The organism is Clostridium sp. AF27-2AA, assembly GCF_003478505.1.
GTDB lineage: Bacteria > Bacillota > Clostridia > Lachnospirales > Lachnospiraceae > Brotaphodocola.
In genome coordinates this window covers 1-22,331 of record NZ_QUFI01000043.1, presented here as the reverse complement: position 1 = coordinate 22,331, position 22,331 = coordinate 1, and the positions used below count along the sequence as shown (strand labels likewise).

At 46.3% G+C, this 22,331-nt stretch carries 18 protein-coding genes; 15 read left to right on the top strand and 3 right to left on the bottom strand.

Annotation, left to right across the window (positions count from 1 at the left end; all coding sequences use genetic code 11):
• Positions 1 to 227: 227 nt before the first annotated feature.
• Positions 228 to 1,112 carry an aldose 1-epimerase family protein gene (locus DWY84_RS15630; protein ID WP_118534259.1) on the bottom strand — a complete coding sequence of 295 codons (885 nt, stop codon included), beginning with the start codon at positions 1,110 to 1,112 and terminating at the stop codon, positions 228 to 230.
• 488 nt (positions 1,113 to 1,600) lie between these two features.
• Here DWY84_RS15630 and DWY84_RS15620 point away from each other — a divergent pair, with 488 nt between their 5' ends.
• The 5 genes from DWY84_RS15620 (at position 1,601) to DWY84_RS15600 (ending at position 5,477) form a co-directional block, all read left to right on the top strand.
• Complete coding sequence (locus DWY84_RS15620; protein WP_118534258.1) at positions 1,601 to 2,056, top strand: MarR family transcriptional regulator; 456 nt, start codon at positions 1,601 to 1,603, stop codon at positions 2,054 to 2,056.
• Positions 2,057 to 2,058: 2 nt separating this feature from the next.
• A complete protein-coding gene (locus DWY84_RS15615; protein WP_118534257.1) occupies positions 2,059 to 2,790 on the top strand; it encodes a DUF554 domain-containing protein in 732 nt (243 codons plus the stop codon).
• 130 nt (positions 2,791 to 2,920) lie between these two features.
• Positions 2,921 to 3,706: an IclR family transcriptional regulator gene (locus DWY84_RS15610; RefSeq protein WP_347560819.1), complete on the top strand. Its 786-nt coding sequence runs from the start codon at positions 2,921 to 2,923 to the stop codon at positions 3,704 to 3,706.
• Between the two features lie 33 nt (positions 3,707 to 3,739).
• Positions 3,740 to 4,390, top strand: coding sequence for a bifunctional 2-keto-4-hydroxyglutarate aldolase/2-keto-3-deoxy-6-phosphogluconate aldolase (locus DWY84_RS15605; RefSeq protein WP_118534256.1), 651 nt, complete (start codon positions 3,740 to 3,742; stop codon positions 4,388 to 4,390).
• 55 nt (positions 4,391 to 4,445) lie between these two features.
• Positions 4,446 to 5,477, top strand: a complete 1,032-nt coding sequence (locus DWY84_RS15600) for a sugar kinase (protein WP_118534255.1) — start codon at positions 4,446 to 4,448, stop codon at positions 5,475 to 5,477.
• A 121-nt stretch (positions 5,478 to 5,598) separates the two neighbouring features.
• On the opposite strand, the gene DWY84_RS15595 is transcribed toward DWY84_RS15600, so the two are convergent.
• The gene (locus DWY84_RS15595) at positions 5,599 to 6,030 is read right to left on the bottom strand and encodes a DUF5684 domain-containing protein (RefSeq protein WP_243024893.1); all 432 of its coding nucleotides are present in this window, start codon (positions 6,028 to 6,030) and stop codon (positions 5,599 to 5,601) included.
• A 190-nt stretch (positions 6,031 to 6,220) separates the two neighbouring features.
• Here DWY84_RS15595 and DWY84_RS15590 point away from each other — a divergent pair, with 190 nt between their 5' ends.
• From DWY84_RS15590 to DWY84_RS15555, 8 genes are all read left to right on the top strand, one after another.
• Positions 6,221 to 7,645, top strand: a complete 1,425-nt coding sequence (locus DWY84_RS15590) for a cell wall-binding protein (protein WP_118534254.1) — start codon at positions 6,221 to 6,223, stop codon at positions 7,643 to 7,645.
• Between the two features lie 215 nt (positions 7,646 to 7,860).
• Entirely contained in the window at positions 7,861 to 8,973 is a 1,113-nt protein-coding gene (locus DWY84_RS15585; RefSeq protein ID WP_118534253.1) for an AAA family ATPase, read from the top strand.
• 462 nt (positions 8,974 to 9,435) lie between these two features.
• A complete protein-coding gene (locus DWY84_RS17985) occupies positions 9,436 to 16,164 on the top strand; it encodes a YDG domain-containing protein (protein ID WP_118534252.1) in 6,729 nt (2,242 codons plus the stop codon).
• 160 nt (positions 16,165 to 16,324) lie between these two features.
• Entirely contained in the window at positions 16,325 to 16,810 is a 486-nt protein-coding gene (locus tag DWY84_RS15575; RefSeq protein ID WP_118534251.1) for a hypothetical protein, read from the top strand.
• A 243-nt stretch (positions 16,811 to 17,053) separates the two neighbouring features.
• Positions 17,054 to 17,218: a rubredoxin gene (gene rd, locus DWY84_RS15570; RefSeq protein WP_118534250.1), complete on the top strand. Its 165-nt coding sequence runs from the start codon at positions 17,054 to 17,056 to the stop codon at positions 17,216 to 17,218.
• 43 nt (positions 17,219 to 17,261) lie between these two features.
• Positions 17,262 to 17,696: a hemerythrin family protein gene (locus tag DWY84_RS15565; RefSeq protein WP_118534249.1), complete on the top strand. Its 435-nt coding sequence runs from the start codon at positions 17,262 to 17,264 to the stop codon at positions 17,694 to 17,696.
• Positions 17,697 to 17,746: 50 nt separating this feature from the next.
• Complete coding sequence (gene rbr / locus DWY84_RS17980) at positions 17,747 to 18,928, top strand: rubrerythrin (protein WP_118534248.1); 1,182 nt, start codon at positions 17,747 to 17,749, stop codon at positions 18,926 to 18,928.
• Positions 18,929 to 18,945: 17 nt separating this feature from the next.
• Positions 18,946 to 19,896, top strand: a complete 951-nt coding sequence (locus DWY84_RS15555; protein ID WP_118534247.1) for an L-lactate dehydrogenase — start codon at positions 18,946 to 18,948, stop codon at positions 19,894 to 19,896.
• A gap of 244 nt (positions 19,897 to 20,140) precedes the next feature.
• On the opposite strand, the gene DWY84_RS15550 is transcribed toward DWY84_RS15555, so the two are convergent.
• A complete protein-coding gene (locus DWY84_RS15550) occupies positions 20,141 to 20,992 on the bottom strand; it encodes a MerR family transcriptional regulator (protein WP_118534246.1) in 852 nt (283 codons plus the stop codon).
• A 244-nt stretch (positions 20,993 to 21,236) separates the two neighbouring features.
• On the opposite strand from DWY84_RS15550, the gene DWY84_RS15545 reads away from it, so the two are divergent.
• Both DWY84_RS15545 and DWY84_RS15540 read left to right on the top strand, forming a co-directional pair.
• Positions 21,237 to 21,827, top strand: a complete 591-nt coding sequence (locus DWY84_RS15545; RefSeq protein WP_118534245.1) for a DUF3793 family protein — start codon at positions 21,237 to 21,239, stop codon at positions 21,825 to 21,827.
• Between the two features lie 37 nt (positions 21,828 to 21,864).
• On the top strand, positions 21,865 to 22,290 hold the full coding sequence (locus tag DWY84_RS15540; protein ID WP_118534244.1) for a flavodoxin: 426 nt from the start codon (positions 21,865 to 21,867) through the stop codon (positions 22,288 to 22,290).
• Positions 22,291 to 22,331: the final 41 nt, after the last annotated feature.

Sequence of the window (22,331 nt, the reverse complement as noted above, 5' to 3'; positions counted from 1 at the left end):
GCCTGCTTCGGACCTTTCATGAATATTCTTTAAATTTTTATATTTGAACGGAATTGTTTTGTGTACCGAGTGCTTTTGCCAGATGTTTTCGCGCGCTTTCCGGTGATTCCTTCAGGACTGCGGCAAATTCTTCGCAGAGCAGGCGCCCGACTTTGCTCAGGAAATCCTTGTCTGTGGTAGCAAGTCTTTTTTCAGAACGGATCAGGCGAAGCTCTTTTTCGTAGTTGTTATGATATTTTTTTAATCCAAATCTGATACTCCTTGCTTTCCCCGCTTTCCACCTTCTGAAGAAAATGCCGGTTCAAAAAGTTATCGTCTTCATCGGAGCGGATGGCCGATCCATTCCAGGGTTCTACACATAAGAACGGCGCTTTGGTGGCGGCTGCGGTCCAGAAGGCAACGGTGGCAAAATCCGGGTAGGAGACTTCCACGCCGTATCCGGTGGCTTGATTTTTCAGTGCCACTTTTTTGGAACGCAGATCCGTAAAGAAAATGGCATCATTCGCGAAAAGTTCGTGGGTCAGCGGGATGACAGCTGCGTGATCCAGGATCGGGGTATAGGAGTTCATGTTGAATTCCATGCGGTTTAAGTCATAGGAGTGATATCCGGCGGTTCCTTCCTGTTCAAATTCCAGAACGTAATCTTCGAATCGTTCCCCGGAATGCAGAGGACAGTTGAAGCCGGGATGAGCGCCAAGCTGGTAGTACATGGGTCCGGTGCCGGGATTGGTTACGGTGTAATGAATCCGGATGCCGTCCTCAGTCAGTGCGTAAGTCAGCTTCAGGTGAAATGCGAAGGGATAGTGGGCACGGGTTTCAGGAGAGTCGGTGAGGATGAAGGAAGCCTCCTGCTCGGACAAAACAGATACAGCAAAGTCTGCGTTCCGGCAGAATCCGTGCTTGGGAATGGAATAAATCTGCCCGTTCAGCGTATATTTTCCGTCCCGGCAGTTTCCAACGGTTGGGAACAGGAGCGGAGAGCTGCTTTTCCAGTGGGCAGGATCCCGCTGCCAGATATATTCTGTGCCGGATTTGCTTTTCAGAGATATAAGCTGTGCGCCGATGGAATCAATCCGCGCTGTCATTGTGTGGTTTTTTAAGGTTACGATCATAGTAAGTTTCCCCCTGTATCATGATAATTCTATTATAGCGGATCACGGAAAAAAGAAAAGGCAGACCGTCTGCTTGGTGCATTGTCCTATACCATTTCCATGGAATGCTTCAAAACCTGTGAATGTCATGAAATATGGACTTGGATTCCGCTACGCTTGTCTTGGTCCGTTGGAAGTAGCAGATTTGGCGGTCTGGACACCTTCACCCATATCAGCAGCTATCTGATGAAAGATCTGTGTGATTCAAAAGAAGCAACAAAGGAGAGGGATGAGAAGTTTTTGAGGGTGTATCAGGCTTTATATGGAAGTAAACAAAATCACCGGATAAAAAAGAGCGCAGATTGGAATGGTGAATTTCCTGTGCTCTTTTGCGATTCACAACATTAGAAAGTGCGAGATGCGGCAGCGCGAAAAAATATTGACAGTTACAAATCAAAAGATTACAATACTAACTGTTTGAATGCAAAAAATAAAGATTGGAGAATAGCATGAAGGAGTCATTACATTATTTGCTCATGGCAAATCAGATGCTGGTTCAGCGCCAGCTCCTGGATCGGTTAAAGAACACCGGGCTTACTATTGGTCAGCCGAAGGTGCTGGATTACCTGACTGATCATGATGGAAGCAGCCAGAAAGAGATTGCGAAGGGTTGTTTTCTGGAGGCCGGATCACTGACCTCAATTCTAAACCGTATGGAGAAGAAGGGCCTGATTGAGAGGCGTATGCTGAATGGAAACCGACGGACGCTGCATGTATTTCTGACAGAGCAGGGGAAGTCTAGCCGGGATCTGGTGAAAACTGCGTTTTCCCGCATTGAAGCTCAGGGCGTTAGCGGAATTTCTTCGGAGGAATATGATGCGTTCATGAAAACGTGCCGGAAAATCTATGAAAATCTGATGAAACCGGAACAGAATGAAAAACTGGAAGAGGAAAGGGAAGGTTAGGTATGCCAATCGGAGTTTTAATCAATGCGTTGTCTGTTGTGATCGGCGGACTCATCGGCCTGACGGTGAAGAATCGGCTGGATCTGGATTTTAAGGAAAAACTGAATATGATCTTTGGTGTCTGTGCCATGGGCATGGGAATCAGCTCTGTTATGCTGATGAAGAATATGCCGGCTGTTATTTTTTCCATTGTGATCGGAACTGCAATCGGTCTGGCCATCCATCTCGGGGACCGGATTCAGCGTGGGGCAGGATTGATGCAGCGGGTGGCCTCAAAAATTGTGAAGCAGAAAGATACTTCCATTTCAGAAGAAGAGTTTATGACAACTCTTGTCACTGTGATTGTGCTGTTTTGCGCAAGCGGTACAGGAATTTACGGCTCCATTGTATCGGGAATGACTGGTGATAACAGTATCCTGATTGCAAAGTCTGTGCTGGATCTGTTTACAGCTATGATTTTTGCCTGCATGCTGGGCGGTGTGGTATCTCTGATCGCAATTCCGCAGGTGGTTATTTTCCTGGCATTGTTTTTGTGTGCAGGATTGCTCTATCCGCTGACTACACCGGAGATGATCGATGATTTCAAGGCAGCGGGCGGATTTATTATGCTGGCTACGGCTTTCCGCATGATGCAGGTAAAAATATTTCCTACTGCTGACATGATTCCGGCTATGGTATTGGTATTTCCGGTGAGCTGGAGCTGGAGCACTTTTATTCTTCCACTGGTCAGTTAAAGAATCAGTTAAATGAAAGCGTAAAGCATGTGACAATTCTGTCAATACCTTGACTAATTTTTGTATATTCAGTAAAATGATGCTATATGTAAGAGGAAACTGCGGAACTATCCGCACAATAAGGCAGACTATGAAGCGGCAGAAAGGTGTGGACAGACGCATGAAATTAAATCGTACAACCCAGCGGACCATAGAGATTCTGGAGCTGATCTCCCAGAAACCGGAGGGAGCATCGCTTGATGAGCTTTGCGACCGCCTGGAGCTGCCAAAGACCAGTGCCTATGATATTGTTACCACACTGGAGGCACTTGGTATGGTGCAGATCAGCTGGGGACAGAAAAAGCGCTACACCATCGGGCTTACCGCATATCGCATTGGCATCAACTATACCAACAATTTAAATATTATGAATGTCATGGAGCCGGAGTTAAAAAAGTTTGCCCATGAAATTGGAAAGACCGTGTTTTTCGGGGTACGGTCGGACAGTGAGGTCGTTTATATCTGCAAGTTTGAACCGGAAAACCCGATCATCACCACGGCAACGGTGGGAAGCCGCATCCCCATGCACTGCACGTCGCTCGGCAAGGCCATTCTGGCTTACAGTGAGCCGGAGATTCTGCAGCCGCTTTTAAAGCGTATGGATTTTGTGAAGCGCACAGAGCGTACCATCACCGATCCGGACCGCCTTATGGAGGAGCTGGAGCAGGTGCGGGAGCAGGGCTACGCGCTGGATGCCCGTGAGATGGAGGAGCATGCAGAGTGCGTGGGTGCACCGGTATTTGGGGCAGATGGCGGACTGGTGGGAGCAGTCAGTGTTTCAACATTGTACCGGGATGCCGTCAATTATGAAGAACTGGGGCAGGTTGTATTAAAAAAAGCAAGACAGCTTTCGGAAATGCTGGGGTATATCCGGTAGCACAATCGTTCAGGAGAAGGAGGTAAGAGTGACATGCGGAAAGAACAGGTTTTATCCAGAATGAGAGAAGAATGTCTCATTGCAGTGATTCGCGCGAAAAACCCGGAACAGGGAGAGAAAATTGTTGAGGCGGTCATCGCGGGAGGCATTCATTTTATTGAGATCACTATGACCATGGATGAGGGCAATCCGGTGGAGTTTATCTCTGCCATGGCAGCAAAATACCGGAAAGATGACCGCATTGTCATTGGCGCGGGAACCGTGCTGGATCCGGAAACCGCAAGAGCGGTGATTCTGGCGGGCGCGAATTATGTGGTGAGTCCGGGACTGAATCTGGACACCATTAAGCTGTGCAACCGCTACCGGGTGCCGATGCTTCCGGGTGTCATGACTCCTACCGAAGCCATCACCGCGCTGGAAGCAGGCTGTGACGTGATCAAATTATTCCCGGGCAATATTCTGGGACCGGCGGCTATCAGTTCCTTTAAGGGACCGCTTCCCCAGGGAGAATTCATGCCATCTGGCGGTGTGGATGTGGACAACGTAGACAAGTGGATCAAAGCCGGAGCCTATGCTGTTGGAACCGGAAGTAGCCTGACAAAGGGTGCCAAGACCGGAGATTTCGCTGCGGTAACCGCCAAGGCGAAGGAGTTTGCAGAGGCTGTAAAGGCGGCCCGTAAGTAGGGATTTTCTGAACTGCAGGGCAGTAAATAACCGGATGAAGTCGGAGGAGAAAGATATGGCTAAGATTGTGACCATGGGGGAGATTATGCTCAGATTATCCACCCCGGGCAATGAAAAATTTATACAGGCAGATGAATTTGATATCAATTATGGCGGAAGTGAGGCCAATGTGGCGGTATCTCTTGCCAATTACGGATATGATACAGAGTTTGTAACTGCAATCCCGGACAATCCTATCGGAGACTGCGCGGTTGCGGCGATGCGCAAATATAATGTAGGAACAAAGTTTATCTCCCGTAGCGGAGACCGCCTTGGCATCTACTATCTGGAACCGGGTTCCTCAGTGCGCCCGTCTAACATTGTGTATGACCGTGCCGGATCTTCCATTGCCTGCGCGACGGCAGATCTGTTCGATTTTGACGCCATTTTCGCGGATGCGGACTGGTTTCATTTCACCGGCATTACTCCGGCTCTTTCTGACAGCGCGGCAAAACTTACGGAGGAGGCACTGAAGGCTGCAAAGGCTCATGGCCTTACCGTGTCTGTGGATTTAAACTTCCGCAAAAAGCTCTGGTCCCAGGAAAAGGCCCGTGAGGTCATGACCAATCTCATGCAGTATGTAGATATCTGTATCGGCAATGAAGAGGATGCGGAGAAGGTGCTGGGCTTCAAGCCGGAGGGCAGTGATGTCATGTCCGGCAATCTGGAGCTGTCCGGTTACATGAACATTTTCGGACAGATGGCAGACCGTTTTGGCTTCCGTTACATCGCAAGCTCCCTGCGGGAGAGCCACAGTGCCTCTAACAATGGCTGGTCTGCCTGTATCATGGACGGAAAAACAAAGGAATTCTATCATTCCAGAAAATATACCATCGCGCCGATTGTGGACCGCGTTGGTGGCGGTGACGCCTTTACATCTGGCCTGATCTGCGGCCTGCTGGATGGAAAAGAGATGAAGGATGCCCTGGAATTTGGAACCGCGGCGGCAGCCTTAAAGCATACAATTCCGGGTGATGTCAACCTGATGACCCGTGCGGAAGTGGAGAAGCTGGCCGGCGGGGACAGCTCCGGAAGAGTACAGCGATAAAAACAGAATATAAGAGCATAAAAAGAACCTGGAAAACGTTTGATTCGCTTTCCAGGTTCTTTTTATTCTCTGCCTGTCGGGGAGGTGCGGTGGCGCATCCGCCGATTCTGTTAAATGTCAGCTACTGCGGTCCGATATATTCATCACCGCTGAATCCAAGGATCAGCATGAAGATCGGATTTAAGAAGAACAGGCCAATGGTAAAACCAACGCCATGTCCGAATGCTTTTGCCAGCTTATTTAAAGAAATGATGTTAAAGATGGCAACGATCAATACGATCAAAGTTCCAAGCAGTGAAGGAATGCCTTCGGTTGCTTCCTGCAGGATTCCACCTACAATGCCGCCAATCAGGACAATCCAGAATGCTCTGGTGTTCCAGGTGAACTTGTACTGCGTGTAGGTGTTGTAGAATGGAACAATTGCCTTCCAGCCAGGTTCGCCTGCCTTCTCAAAAATCTTCCAGTAAGCGACAACCTGCAGAATGTACCATCCAATTACAAGAATGAAGATGGTTCCAAGACTTGCAAGGAGCAATGCTGTAAAAGAATCCATAGTAATTACCTTCCTTTCCCTTTTGTATACATCCAGTATAGAGTTTGCTAAGAAAATAGTCAACAACATTACAGTCTTTTCTAAAAAATTACGGTTTATTACGGTTCCATTACTTCGCTTGACCCTGGAACTGTTCCAGGGTGTAGAGTCGGGATGTCAGAAACAAAGACACCTGAAAGGAGAATTTACTATGAAAAAACATACCAGAACTTTATTGATACCGTGCGCGGCAGCAGCGCTGACGATTGGAAGTTCTATGATGGCCTTCGCGGCCACTGGCTGGCAGCAGGAAGACGGAACCTGGCACTATTATGACAAAAACGGGGATACGGTTACCTCTTCCTGGAAAAAATCCGGCAATGACTGGTTCTGGCTGGATGAAGACGGAGAGATGGCAGTCAGCCAGCTGGTAGAGGACAATGACAATTACTATTATGTCAATGAAAGTGGTGTCATGGTGCGCAGCCAGTGGAGAGAGCTGGAAAACGATGATCCGCAGGATGACGATGAGTCTGATACCGTATGGTATTATTTCGGCGCTGACGGAAAAGCTTACAAAGCGAAGGATTCCGGAAGAGTGAATTTTAAGACCATTGTCCGTGCAGACGGTGCAACGAAAAAGTATGCGTTTGATGAGGAAGGAAAGATGCTCTACGGCTGGATCGATGAACAGGGTGAGCGTCAGACCGGCGATGACGCATGGCAGACCGGCCTGTATTATCTGGGAGGACCGGACGATGGTGCCATGAGAAGCCATCAGTGGGAACGTCTGGACGCGGTGGATGACGACCAGACGAACGATGAGTTCCAGGATTGGTACTGGTTCTATTTCAATGCCAACGGCAAGAAAGCGGCAGATACGAAAAAGACCATCAACGGACGCAAGTATTACTTTGAGGAATACGGAAATGCACGCTTCAGCTGGTATGCAACCTCCAGCAATGCTTCTGTTGCAACTCCGAGCTTCTACAGCCCGATCCAGGACAGCTGGATGTCCGTAGGCTGGTTCAAGACCGTGCCGGGTGAGGAGACGGATCCGGAAGGATACTCTGACGGTGACGAGCGCTGGTATTATGCGGAGAAGGATGGAGATGTAGTAAAGAGCCGTATTAAGAAGATCAATGGTTATTACTATGCATTTGATGAATACGGCAAGATGCTGGAAGGTCTTTACAAGCTGGAGGTATCAGATAAGGATATTCTGTCCTACACGGAAATCGAGAGCGAGAATGATCTGCCTGAGGATGGCGATATCGAGGAGGTTTATTACTTTGGAGGAAACTCCAAGGCAGGCGCTATGAAGACCGGAATGACGACTCTTGATATTGATGGTGAGCGTTACACCTACAACTTCCGCAAGAGCGGTGATGAGCGCGGACAGGGCTATAATGGCATTGAGGACGGCGCGATCTATGAGAAGGGCAAACGCCTGGAAGCTGATAAGGATGAGAAGCTGAAGAAAGTGGAGTGGGATGGTGAGACATACCTGGTCAACACTTCCGGTAAGATCCAGAAAAATAAGAAGAATGCGAAAGATGCCGATGATCGTTATTACTGCACCGACAGCAAGGGCATTGTTACCTACGAAGGAATGGAGAAGAAAAGCGAAAAATAACTGAGAATATTGCAGCAACCATCACATAATGAAAGAAAACTCTCTGCATAATAGAAGAGGTCCTGGTTTCAGGACCTCTTTTCGTATAAAATAGGAAATAATCAAAGCCGTATTTTTGTGTGGATGGTTCCATTTTCGCAGAATATATGCGATAATGAAATAACAGAAGTTTTTCCATAAGAGAGGGACAGACTATCCATCATCCGAAGAAAGAAATGGTGTTCCTTATCCGTGCGATGTTTGGAAAAGCATTAAAAACCAATGACGCACTTGCGTTTGCGGTGCTCACAGGATGTCTTCGTGTTTCGAAGGAAAGTATTTTTACAGGACTTAATAACTTTAAAATTCTTTCGATTACGGATACACGCTTTGATGAGCAGTTCGGTTTTACGGATGCAGAGGTCCAAAAGCTGCTTTCAGACTATCATCTTGAAAATAGATTCAGGGAAGTGAAAGAATGGTACGATGGCTACCGTTTCGGAAAAGCGGATGTTTATTGTCCATGGGATGTTATCAACTTTGTGGACCGGGCCAAGGATGATCCAGAAGCTAAACCGGAGGCATATTGGATCAATACGAGTGGCAATGATCTGGTAAAGCGATTTATCGATAAGGCTCATAAAACAACAAAAAATGAAATCGAGCGCCTGATTGCTGGGGAAGTAATTGAAAAGGAACTTCGCCTAGATCTCACCTATGAGGAAATCGATCAGAGTATTGAAAATCTCTGGAGTGTGCTCTTTACAACCGGATATCTTACGCAGGTAGGAAGGACAGAAGAGGGAGCTTACCGCCTGGTTATTCCAAACCGGGAAGTGCGGGAGGTTTTTCGGCTTCAAATAAACGAATGGTTTAAGAAATCAATTTTCAATAATACGGAGCGCCTGAATGCATTCTGGAAAGCTGTTGAAGCAGGGGATACAGAAGGAATCGAGCAGTATTTAAACCGTGTACTGAATAATTCCATCAGTGTATTTGACACAAAAGCAAGAAAGGAAGAAAAAGAAAGTTCCTATCAGAATCTTCTTGTTGGCATCCTGACAGGAAATGCTGACTGGCTTGTAAAATCAAATGTTGAAGCGGGGGAGGGATTTGCAGATATTATTGTGGAGACGGACGACCCGGACGCTGGTATTGTCATTGAACTAAAGTATACAAAGAGCTTTGATGAAATGGAAACTGCCTGCCAGAAAGCTCTTGATCAGATCCAGGATCGCCGTTACCAGGAATTCCTCATAAACGATGATCGGAAAGATATTCATTTGTACGGTATTACTTTCTGCAAAAAACGGTGTAGAGCAATAACGGAAGTGCTTCCGAATCAATAGCTAAAATCATGAGTGTGCAACGAAAAATTCCTAAAACAGCATTCAAGAGCAGCTGATCAAATTGGTCAGCTGTTTTTTTGCTAAAAAATCCCGCCTTGAAATTTACATGTGAAAAGTTTAGAATAAATAGAACAAATGTTCGTTTTAGGGAGCAGATATGAAGCGAATTATTTTTCATGTAGATGTAAAGTCGGCTTTTTTGTCGTGGGAGGCCTGTTACCGGATTCATCATCACTGCAGCACTCCTTTTACCTCGATGCTTCCAAACCAATTAGGTCGAGGTTTGACCATTTGCGTCGAGATGGTTTTCAGAAAAACACGTAATTGATATACTATTAGTATAGAATATTATGCGAAAAAAGGAAATATTGCGGGAGCTTGATGTTTATCTTAGTCGAGAAGACTCTCACCTCTTTCGGGTGGTGAGTAATAGCAAATTTGTCTCAGTGGGAGGAAAATGGTATGAGAAAAAAATCGAAACGAATTTTAGCAGCTGCATTGTCAGCTATATTAATATGGAACACATGTGAATGGCAGCCGCAGGCATTGGCGGCCGATTCGCTGCAGCAGATCGGAGCTGAAACGGAGGCAGATGATACTGAGGAAACAGCAGAAAAAGAAGCTACATTAAAAAAATCTGCGTTAAAAGCCTCTCCGTCGAATGCGGAAGCAAAAGATAACCGCGGCGAGTCAGGTACAAACAAATCAGAAGCAGAATCAGGGGCAAACAAAGCAGAATCAGGGGCAGATGCAGATACAGGCAAAGCAGAAGCGGGAGCAGATGCAGGCGCAGACAAAGCAGAGGCAGGTGCAAATGAAGCACCAAACGGCACAGCAACAGGAGCAGAGATAAAAACAGAGATAGAGGCGTTCTTGGAGCTGGATGAGGCCATTGCAGTGCAGAAGCTCCCTCTGGGTGCAAAAGAAAGCGATATCATCCTTCCGGATACCCTGGAGGTTGAGGTGGAAGGGGTGGATGAAATGCTGGCGGAAGACAGCCAGAATGTGCATCTGATGGAAGCAGCGAATAAGGGCACAGAGAAAGATACAGAGGCGGAAACGGCAACCTGGCAGATTTCCGGCATAACCTGGAAACTGAACGAAGAGCAGAGTGACCTCCTGGAGTTTCACGGCGGCATTTCCGAAAAAGACTATTTCGAAGAATTTGACGAAAACGGCGAGCCAGTCGAGACTTCGACGAAGACCTGGGCAGGCTACGCTGAGGCGAATCAGGAATATAATGGTCGTGTGTATGTGTATACCCCGATCTTGCCGGAGAATCTGGGCAAATTTGAAGTGGCGGATACGGCTGACCTGCCGGAGATTGATGTGATGGTAGGGGACGCGGGCGTGGCGCTGCTGGCGGATGCACCGTATGATTTGAATGGTAATTATCTGGAAATTGATGAAAACAATGTGGATCAGTTTGATGGAAAAACCATAACCGGCAACTATTGTCCTACCAACCGACCAGAGTCTACATATACAGACATCAAGGGCGGTATCACAATTGATGATGTTACGGTCAATCTGACCATTAAAAATGTAACGATCCAATCCGGTGGCAATGGTGCCAGTGGATGGGATCTGGCTGGTATTTACCTGAAAGGCAATGCCCGGCTGAATCTGACCTTAGAAGGAGACAATACACTTTTGGGGCTGGATCATGGAGCCGGAATTGAGGTGGAAAAAAGGGCAACACTGGTTATTACGGAGAATAGTACCGGAAGCCTGAGGGCAGTGGGAGGTGCCTATGGGGCCGCCGGTATCGGAGGAAATGCCGGATCAACAGATTCCGAAGGTGCGAACTATGGGACAGGAACAATTAGAATCAAGGGTGGAACCATTTCAGCTGATGGTGGAGCTTATTGGGTTCCCCAAACGAGGGATTATGAAGGAGGAGCCGGAATCGGAACCGGTCGCTATGGAATCGGCGGAATCATTGAAATACTGGGCGGAACGATAACCGCAGAAGGAGGAAAGCAGACAGGAGCCGGAATCGGAGGCGGAATGAGTGGAAGGGTAGACACGATCGTGATCGGCGGGACGATAGGCAAAGCTCCCGATATAACCGTATCTTCTTATAAGGATAGTACGAAGGGATACATGGGAGCTGCCATCGGCAGCGGATGGAATGGAGTGAGTGGTTTAATATTATCCTGTGGCGATATCCGGATATTAAGTGGATCTGTGGAGGTAACGGGAGGAAATATTGGTTATGGAGTGTTACGGCCTCTTGGTGGAAATAGCATGAAAGGCGGCAGTATCACTATTTCCGAGAAGGTGCAGTTAAAACTGCCGGTTGGAAGCAAGATTGAGCCCCGGGGAGACTGTACCTACGGGAAGAAAACATTCCAGATCGCCGCATATGATAACCAGCTAGCTAATGGAACCTATCAGGCTGACATATCCCTGTATCGGGAGAATGATAGAGAAAGAACAACCCCGGTTTATCAAACCAATGCAGAAATGACCGTCTCCGGATTCAGGGGAACGATACCGGATATAACCCAGTGGATAGGCCATTCTGGAAATATGCAGATGGTTGTAGCGCTGCAGCCTTCCGGTAGCGGGACAGTTAAGACGATGGAGGGAAGGGTTGCTTTAAACAAAGGAACGGATGAAACCATCTCCGTCATGCTTGGACAAAACGCCTACCAGAAGACAATGGATCTGACCATCCATGATGGCCGTTTGAAGAATGATAAAAATTATACACTGACGGTTCAAATCGGGAAAGAAGCAAGCGAAGGCGGCACTGCACCGGATGTAGTAAGCTATTCATCTAAAAAAGCTTCCGGTTATCAGCTAAAGACGGATAAAGTCAGCTGGTATACGCCTCTGTCCGGAGAGGTTCCGGTATCGGTTCTGGTACAGGAAGAAGGAGGGGAAGGAGAAAATACGAATAGCTTTACAGTAACAGGAACCCTCACGATGAAGCCAGAGGAGGAAACGAATCTTTCCCTCACCATCGGAGAACCCCTGTATCCTGTCCGGTTCCACTTCTATTCATCAAAGGTGCAGGCGGCAGAGAATGTATCCCTAACAGCCGGACGGCTGGCTGGAGCCTTAGAAGCTCCGGTGGAATTAAAGCAGGACGAAGGCCAGTTTGCCTTTGACGGGAAGCTGACAATCGATGCAGAAGCAGGCAATCATGCATATGCTCTGGCATATCTTCCGGCCGGAAATTACCGGTTTGTGATAAATACAGGCATCACAGAATTAGGCAGCTCTGATGAAAGATTTACTCTGGACAACGAAACGGTAAAGGCAGCGGCTGCCGGAACGGATATCATCGTATTAAATGCGGCAGAGGCACTGGAGGGAGAGCTGGATCTGTCCCTTGGAAATATATCTTTTTCCGAGGAAAATGGTAAGCTGACAATTTTATATTCTAAAAGAGATGCTTCCGGCCAGGCGGTTACAGCAAAGCTAATAGACCAGTCCTATGATAAATGCTATCGGATCACTTCATCTGTGAATAATGTAGAGAATTATCATCTCTCCGTGGATACACCAGCTTCCAGAGAACTAAAGCTCGTATTAAAAAACCTTACGATTACACCGACACAGGCTATCGCACCGATTCAGATAAACGGAGCGTCCCAGGTGATCACCTATCTGGAAGGGGAAAACACGATTTCGATTAATATATCAGGGAAATCTTCATCAGGGTTAAATGTTTCACCTGCCGGCATCAGTGTGGCAAGCGGTGCAAAGCTTACGATTGACAGTGAGCCGGGACAGCCGGGCTCCATAGAGGTACTCAATAAAAAAGATATACGCTGGGCTGGTGCAGCAATTGGAGGAGATGGAGGGCAGGATGCAGGAACCATTCATATCAAGGGGGGAACTGTAATTGTAACTTCCGCTTCTTTCGGAGCGGCTATCGGTGCTTCGGCAGGAAAAAGTGTAGAAGAAATACGGATTAGCGGAGGAACGGTAACTGCAAAAAGTAGTAGTAATGGTGCCGGAATCGGAACAGGAAGTGCTAATAGCCAGAAAAGAACCGGTAAAATCGTGATAGAAGGCGGAACGGTGAATGCAAGCTCGGAGAGCGGCGCAGGAATAGGAAGCGGTCATGGATATGCTCCTGGAGACTCAGCGATAACTGCTGATATTGAGATTCATGGCGGAATGATTACAGCTTATTCTGAAGTGGGAGCCTGCATCGGAAGTGGTAAGAGCAGTTCATCGAAGGTGCTGATTGACGGTGGCACAATCTGCTTAGATAATAGAGACAAAGGCTATAGGAACGTTGCTCATATTGGAAAGGGGGCTGAGAATTCTACACTGCCACAAACTGATGTGACGATTACGGGCGGAACGATCTGTTTGATAAGGGCGAATGGATATATATCGCGACCGATCATTTATGGCTGGGAACAGGTAGATGGAAATGGGCAACAGAATAAGCCCAAAGATGCGAATGGTAAGCCGGTTTATTTCACCACAGCGGATCTGACCGGTATCTATGAGCATAATACACTGGTTGAACAAGCAGGTATTGAAGGAAGCTCTTACAGCTTTCAGGATGTCCGGACAGATGCCAGCGGAAAGCTCTATATGTACCTTCCGGCTTCGGAGGCAGTGAAAGCCTCCTTTGGCGGTGTGGAATTTACCGGAAAGGTTGAGGCAGGTAAGGATGAGAATGTATTGGAGCGTGAAGAGACCTCTATTGATTATCGAAGAGAAGTCCTGAAAAATATGGCTCTGTATGATCTGGAATATGCGGAATCTCAGGATGCCACAACCTGGAAAAGAATCTCGAAAGGCGGCGAGGTTTCTCTGACAGAAATTCTGGATAAACAGCCGGAGAGTGCGACCGAGATTACTCTGTATGTGCGAAAAGCAGCTACAGGTTCCACCACAGAAGGCGAAGCAACCGAGATAAAGATTCCGGCAAGACCGGCAAAACCGGCTCAGATACAGGGAACAGATATAACGAAAGACAGCTACTCTATCAGGGTAAAGGGACAGGGCGATTCCCGTTACGAGTACGGAATTGCCGAATCTGCGGATGGTGAGCTTCAGTGGCAGCCGGAGAGGACGTTTACATCGCCGAAGCCGGCTCACACGTATTACATAACCCTTCGTGTGAAAGCAACAGACCGTAGTTTTGCATCGAAGCCAGCTGATCGTTTGTCGGTGACAACACCGGATACATTACTGATCGACGGTCCCGCCGGCAAAGCATCTTTTGAAACGATAGGAACCTATGGACAGACACTTGATCAGATTCTGGTACATCTGGCAGAGGGATTTAAGGTTGTTAATTATAGTAGATCACCGGTTTCTGGAACATGGAAGTTCAGTGCGAATCAGAGCGGAACGCCCGCTTCCTCTATTTATCCGGAGGTAAAGGGAACCACTGCATATCAGGTAGAATTTATACCGACTAAAACATCAGAAGGGCAGTATGGAGAAACTTTGACCCAAAGCGTGATTCCGGAGGTATCTCCGAAAGAGTTGCATGCAGTTCTTACGACACCTATTGAAAAAGACTATGACGGAAGGACCGATATCGCATTAAAGGCGACGGTAGAGATAGGTACTCCGGGTCAGAGCTACACGATCAGTGGCCTGAAGGGAAGCTTTGCAGATGCCAATGCCGGAACCGGTAAGACGGTAACCATTGATTCCTCAGAGGCAAGGGTTGAGACGGGTGAGAGCACAGTGAATCTGCAGAATTACCTTATCACATATCCAGTTCAGACCGGAACCATCCGTCCGATACAGGGTTCGGTTTCGATCGATCCGCAAGCATGGACCGGAGAAAAAACCTATGGAGATGACAGCTTTTCCTTGACAGGTGTGAAGAAAGTGGGAGATGGAGCTCTGAAGTATGAAAGCTCCGATGAAAATGTTCTCACCGTGGATGCACAGGGTCAGGTGACCATCAAAGGCACTGGTTCTGCAGAGGTAAGCATCACCATGGCAGAGGGAACGAATTACCTTGGCACAAGCACACCGGCAAAGGGAACGATCACCATTGAAAAAGGAACACTCAGCCTTACCTTAACGGCTGTGAACCGGAGTACCGGAGTGCAGCAGCCGGAAGGGATTCTCGGAACCTACGAGGATGATTTTGATATCATTGCACGTATACAGGGAGCGTATGGTGACAAGCTGCAGGGTAGGATCCACTTCTATGATAATGGAAATCAGGTTCCGGATACGATCCCTGTAGGGGAAGCTGGAACTGCGGTTCTCAAGCTGCCAAAGCCGGGAGTCGCATCCGTAGGAACGCACCGGATGACAGTCGAGTTTGATTTTGACACTCATCAGGAGTGGGCGGCCAAATACAACACGCCTGCTCCGGCTGCATTTACATTTACGATCGGAAAGGTGGCTGCACCGCAGATCACCTGGCCGACGGCAGCGTCAGTGAAGGCGGGAAGTCCTCTGAGGGACTCTGCCTTATCAGGAGGAAGCACCGAATACGGAAGCTTTGCCTGGAAGAATCCGGCCCAGACGGCACAGGCGGGCACCCATAGCTACGAGGTGGTATTTACACCGAATGAAGGGGCATCCGCTCGTTATGAGATCGCAGCGATGACCGGTACGGCAGAAGTGACAGCAACGGAAGATAAGCCGGGAGAAACGGAAAAGCCGGGCGAATCAGACAAATCGAACGGATCGAACAGAACGGATGATTCGGATGATTCGGATAAGCCGGAAAAACCAAACCGCAACAGCTCGTCTTCCGGACAGAATAAAACCTCCGGCAGCGGTGTAATCAGACAGGATTCGGTCAAAGGAACGATCGACAGTATGGCAGGAATTATCACAGGAGAAACAAGCAGCTTTGCCAATGACGGAAAGAGCCATTGGATGCTGGATGAGCATGGCTGGTGGTTACGCTTTGCAGATAATACCTACCCGAAGGGAAGCGTGCGTGAATCTGGTGGTATTTCACATAGCTGGGAGCATATCAACGGAAATTGGTGGGCCTTTGATGAAACAGGTTATGCCAAGACAGGCTGGTTAAGAGACGAGGATTACGGCGGCTGGTTCTATATGGATCTGGAACACGGCATGCAGACCGGCTGGGTGCTTCTCAATGGAGCATGGTACTATTTTAATCCGGTTTCCGATGGAAAGAGAGGCATGATGTATGCCGGACAAAGAACACCAGACGGATACTATGTAGAGAAAAACGGTGTCTGGGACGGAAGAAACAAGCAGTAAAACGAGCTTCAAGCCGAACCTCCGAGGGGCTTGGCGCGTGTACTAACCATAGAATAATCCGGAAGGGATCCGCAGGCTTTGGGAATCCTTCCGGATTTCTATTTATTGACTTAGAATAGAGTTTTTACCGTTGATAAATGAATGCCCGGAAGAATCCTGCTTGATTATTCGGACGGAAAAACTGGATAATAGTAAAGACTGGAATTTCTGGAAGAAAAAAAGTGGAATTTGCTGTGACAAGCTTAATGAAAAGTCTTACCAATGTTGGGTTCAAAAGGCGTTCCATTCATCGGAATGTCCTGTTTCTGAGAAGATGCTACAGTACTTTATCAGTCGGAGCGCCTACGCATATCAGAAACGGAGAGATGGAAAAGATGAAAGTATTGATTTATACCAGATTTCCATTTTCATCAAGCAGATCGCGTTTGTCGCAATGGAGACCGGGATAAGCGAAGAGATTATTAATCAGGTGGTACCGGCTGCGATTGGAAAAAGCTGGGAATTGGCATCAGAGCTTCTATTTGACCCCATGGTAGGCATGAAGCTTGCCATAGAATTATTTGATAGTGGGAACAAAAGTCTTATGATTTATGGAATAAATGAAAGAAATTTATTTATCCAAACCATGGCCAGATTAATCGTATAAAGAATAAGAACCCAGGCAGAAATCAGTTACAAGATGATGCCTGGGTTTTTATATATCTGCGTTAGCGAAGTATACAGAATACATATATTAATAATAATTACTATTATTGACTTAATGAGAAAAATAGGTTATAATACAGACATACAAAAAAGAGAAAATTTGGAAGAAATGAAATGCTGGAAAATCTAGTGGAAACTCGTTGACAATATAGAGAGAATTATATCGAAAAGGAGAAGAGTGGCTATGAAAAAATTTGAATGTGAACCATGTGGATACATTTATGATCCTGTAGTAGGTGATCCGGATAGCGGTATTGCTCCTGGAACGGCATTTGAGGATATTCCAGACGATTGGGTATGTCCGATTTGCGGACTTGGAAAAGATGTTTTTGTACCAGCGGAAGGTTAGAAACAATGAAATAATCCAAAATAAAAGAAATGGAGGACAGACTATGACTTACGATTATGATATCACTTTCGAAGATAACTTATTGACCGGGAATAAGATGATTGATGAGCAACACAAAGAACTGATTGAGCGAATCCGGAACTTTGTATTTGCCTGTCAGGACGGAAAAAGTAAGGTAAATGCGATAAAAATGCTGGATTATCTGGACGAGTATACTGATTTCCATTTCAAAGAAGAGGAAATATTGCAGGAAAAGGCCGAATATCCGGATCGTGGCAAACATCATGAGAAACATGAAGAGTTCAAGAAAACAATTCAGGAATTGTATGAATATCTTCATGATTCTGAGGGGCCAACGGATCAGTTCAGCGAACTTGTACATAGGAATGTGGTTGATTGGTTGTTTGGTCACATAAAAACTTTTGACCGCTCCGTAGCGGAGTTTATCTTTATGAGAGAAAATCCAGAGCGTTGTTAAGTGGGTATTGTTCAGGCAATGAAAACTGATTTTCTAAATGGAGGTACCACATGAATAAAAAGGCTATGTATAAGCTGAGTTATGGATTGTTTGTTCTGACGGCGAAAGATGCAGAGAAAGACAATGGTTGCATTATCAATACGGCAGTTCAGGCAGCGTCGGAACCAAATCAATTAAGCATATGCGTTAACAAAGCCAATTATACACACAACATGATTCAAAAAACCGGAAAATTTACAGTGTCGGTTTTAAGCCAGGAGGCTCAGTTTGGATTATTTGAGCAGTTTGGTTTTCAGTCAGGTCGGAATGTGAATAAGTTTGAGGCATTTGAAAAGTGTGCGCGGGGTTTAAATGGTATTTACTATATTACAGAAGGAACAAACGCATATATTTCGGTAACAGTGAAAAAAACGGAAGACCTGGGTTCCCATACCATGTTTATTGGTGAGATCACAGATATGGAAGTTTTGAGTGATATTCCTTCCGTAACATATGAGTATTATCAGAATCATATCAAGCCGAAACCGCAGGCAGTAGGAAAAACAGAAGCAGGACAGAACATATGGAGATGCAGGATATGCGGTTATGAATATATTGGAGATGAATTACCGGAGGACTTTGTATGTCCTTTGTGTAAGCATCCAGCATCGGATTTTGAGAAAATTGTAGAGAGCGAGGCGAAAAAAGAAATGGCAGGAAATAAATACGCAGGAACACAGACTGAAAAAAATTTACTGGAAGCTTTTTCTGGTGAGTCACAGGCAAGAAATAAATATACCTATTTTGCATCGGTTGCGAAGAAGGAAGGCTATGAGCAGATGGCTGCGTTGTTCTTAAAAACAGCCGACAATGAAAAGGAACATGCAAAAATGTGGTTCAAAGAGCTGGCCGGAATCGGTGATACGAAAGAAAATCTGGCTGCAGCTGCAGAGGGCGAGAATTACGAATGGACAGATATGTATGAGGGTTTTGCAAAAACAGCGGAGGAAGAAGGTTTCCCGGAACTTGCAGCGAAATTCAGAGCGGTAGGAGAAATCGAGAAACATCACGAAGAGAGGTATCGTGCACTTCTTAAAAATATTGAAACTGCGCAGGTGTTTGAAAAAAGTGAGGTAAAAGTATGGGAATGCCGTAACTGCGGACATATCGTAGTAGGAACCAAGGCCCCGGCAGTGTGCCCGGTATGTAATCACCCGCAGAGTTATTTTGAAGTTCGCGAAGAAAATTATTAAGGAGAATTATTTCAAATATGCAAGCTGTTAATTCTAAAAAAGCAGTTATGATAGGCTGTGGGTTTGTTGGTTCTGCATCGGTGTTTGCCTTAATGCAAAGTGGATTATTTACGGAAATTGTTCTGATTGATGCAGATAAGGGGAAGGCAGAGGGAGAAGCTATGGATATTAGCCATGGAATTCCGTTTGCCAGACCGATGAAAATTTACGCCGGAGATTATGATGATGTGGCTGACGCAGCAATTGTAATTATATCAGCCGGTGCAGGCCAGAAACCTGGAGAGACAAGACTGGATCTTGTTAATAAAAATGTGGCAATCTTTAAATCAATCATTCCAGAGGTGGCAAAGAGAAATTTTTCCGGAATTATGTTGGTAGTTGCGAATCCGGTAGATATTCTTACGCAGGTAGCAGCCAAGTTATCGGGACTTCCGGAAAACAGAGTAATTGGATCCGGAACTGTTTTGGACAGTGCAAGATTGCGATATAAGCTCGGTGAACATCTGGCAGTAGACAGCCGGAGTGTCCATGCATTTATTGTGGGAGAACACGGAGACAGTGAGGTTGTGGCGTGGTCATCAGCCAATGTATCAGGCGTACCATTGAGCGAAATATGTGAAATGCGCGGGCATTATAATCATAAGGAAAACACAAAAGAAATTGCGGAAGCAGTAAAAAACAGTGCTTATGAAATCATAAACAGAAAGCATGCGACCTATTATGGAATCGCGATGTCTGTAAAAAGAATCTGTGAAGTGATCATGAGAGATGAGAAATCAATTCTTCCAGTATCACATGTGATTCACGGTATTTATGGCATTGAAGGTGTTTCGTTAAGCATGCCGGTCATTGTTGGTGCAGACGGTGTGGAATCGGATATACCTATTAATCTGAATGGTGAAGAAGCAGTAAAGCTTAAGAATTCAGCAGATTCTTTAAAGGCAATTATGGATACAATAGAGTTATAGTTTTTTACAAAATGTGTTATGGAAGAGGAAGTTTGTAGTTGCTGCAATGCTTCCTCTTTTAGTGTACTATAAATGAGCAAGTTCGTGATTTGGCATAAAAGAAAGACACCTTGAATTCTATAGGAAGTCATAGCTAACAATATAGAAGAAACCCAGGCAGAAATCAGAAGGTTGATTATGCCTGTTTTTTGTTATCATCAGAATTAATAAGCCAGTTCCACTTAAATGTTGATATTACCAATATTCATATTAAATGAAGATTGGTCAGACTGGATAGAGGAAGAAATAACTGCAGATAATAGCACTGTTTCTGATCGCGGATCCCCTGCATGAGAAATGTTGAAAACAGCCGGGGACAGACCGGCAGGTGATTTTGTCTGGCATAGGTCATCAGGAACTGCACAGTCGAAAGTGATGGAACACGGTCCTGGGAAGCACAGAAGGTTGACAGATAGCGGATTTTGGAATCTGTGACCGGAATATCTGCTGTGATTGGATAATCTGTATATTCTGCCATATCCTCATGCAGAAGCAGTTGGGAATTCTGATAGTCCAGGGTCAGGGACGCAGATTCCGTTTCTGCATGGATCTGGTATTCATCAAACAGGTACATGTTATCCAGGCCTGCATGTTCCCTGGTATACTGAAACCATTGCTCAATTCCATCATGAAAGTCCACTGCCGGATCAATGATGTAGGAAGGCGGCATGGTACATTGCATGACCTTTCCGGTATACTTCTGAATATTTTCACAGTCCTTCTGGCTCATCCTCAGGCGCGCAATGGTACGTTTATGATTTCGAATGGCTTCTTCCTCTTCATTCAGGCGCTGACGGATGATGTCGCTCAGGCGTTTCGGGGAATCCACGGAGCTGTGCTCGTCCCACAGGGTGGCAATGTCATCCAGTCTGATATCCATTTTTCGCTGATAAAGGATACTGATGAATCTGGAAATATCAGCTTCTGTATAGTAGCGGTAGCCGTTGGCGGCTTTTCTTGCGGTGAGCAGACCGCGTTTTTCGTAGTGGCGGAGTGTGTCCCGGCTTATCCCCATAAGATTTGCCACATCTCCGATGAGATATTTGCTTTTATTCATGCCTGATTACCTCCGTGGAACATGGTAACAGGAGATTCACAGAAAATCAACGAATGTAATGAAATTGTAATAATGAGTAAATATATCTCAAAAAATGAGCTCAGGACAGCAAAAATTTCTCAATAGAATATTATTGAGAATTTCTTTCATGTGATCCGATTGACTTATTAGTTAGCGTATGCTAACATATGTGCATCGGGTTAGCGGAAGGTAACTCGAAGGGATTCCACAGGAGGGACGGCGTATGTCAGCAGAGACCATGCTTCATTTTCTTAACAATTGCACACCGGAAGAAAAATTTGGTTTCCGTGTTGTGACACAGTGCGCACCGGTGTTAAAAGGGGTGAAGATTTCCAACCTGATCACCATGAAACCGGGCGGATGGCGCAAGATTCGGGCGTATTTAAAGAAGAGCAGAATTATCTGCATCCCGCTTTATGCAGATGCCGAAAAGGAAGTATTATTCCTTTACCGCTACGAGCAGCTGGAACGGCATTTGAAAAACCGGGAAGTGCGCGAGTTTTTACGCAGCTGTGGCTATGAGAGTTTTGAAGTGGCATCGGTTCTGGTGCGTCTGAGAAGAAGATACCAGCTCTATGCCGGAATTTCAAAAGAGTTTCCTCATGAGCTGGGTGTTCTGCTCGGATATCCAGTGGGCGATGTGCAGGGCTTTATTGATAACCGTGGGGAAAACAGCTTGACTTCCCGTTACTGGAAAGTATACCAGAATCCCAAAGAAGCAGAAAAAATCTTTGATCTTTATGACAGGGTGAAGGAACAGGCTTTAAAAGAGATCATGTGCGGACGGACATTGTCCCATGTGGCAGTATCGTAAGCGGAAATAACCCGAAAATAGAAAGGAGAACACGAACATGAAAGAAGTAAACGTAATCTACTGGAGCAGCACCGGAAACACCCAGGCTATGGCTGAGGCTGTAGGCGCGGGTGTAGAAGAGGCAGGCGGAAAAGCAAATGTGATGGAGGTATCCGCAGCAGATGTTTCCATGTTAAAGGATACAGACAGCTTCGCGCTGGGTGCTTCCGCTATGGGCGATGAGGAACTGGATGCAGAGATGGATGATTTCGTAACTGCGGTGGAGGGGATCTGCGCAGGTAAGACCGTTGGCCTCTTTGGTTCCTATGACTGGGGCGATGGCGAGTGGATGCGCAAATGGGTAGACCGCATGACCGCAGCAGGCGCAACCGTAGTAAACGGCGAAGGCGTGATCGCAAACCTGACTCCGGATGATGATGCAGTAGCAGAGTGCAAGGCACTGGGCGCAGCCTTGGCAAAATAACAATTTAAAAGCAATAGCAATAAAGGTCCGAAGCAGGCCGG